Below are 213 nucleotides of genomic sequence, written 5' to 3'. Positions count from 1 at the left end.
TACGCCCAGTAATTCCGATTAACGCTTGCACCCTCTGTATTACCGCGGCTGCTGGCACAGAGTTAGCCGGTGCTTATTCTGTCGGTAACGTCAAAACACTAACGTATTAGGTTAATGCCCTTCCTCCCAACTTAAAGTGCTTTACAATCCGAAGACCTTCTTCACACACGCGGCATGGCTGGATCAGGCTTTCGCCCATTGTCCAATATTCCC

1 rRNA gene is annotated in these 213 nt (G+C 49.3%); it reads right to left on the bottom strand.

The window, feature by feature from the left end:
- Positions 1-213, bottom strand: a 16S ribosomal RNA gene (locus tag AK81_RS27645); the annotation flags it as partial.

This window comes from Pseudomonas putida W15Oct28 (assembly GCF_000708715.2).
Classification (GTDB): Bacteria; Pseudomonadota; Gammaproteobacteria; order Pseudomonadales; family Pseudomonadaceae; genus Aquipseudomonas; species Aquipseudomonas putida_R.
Note: the sequence above shows the minus strand (reverse complement) of the source record. Positions and strands in the feature narration are given on the sequence as shown.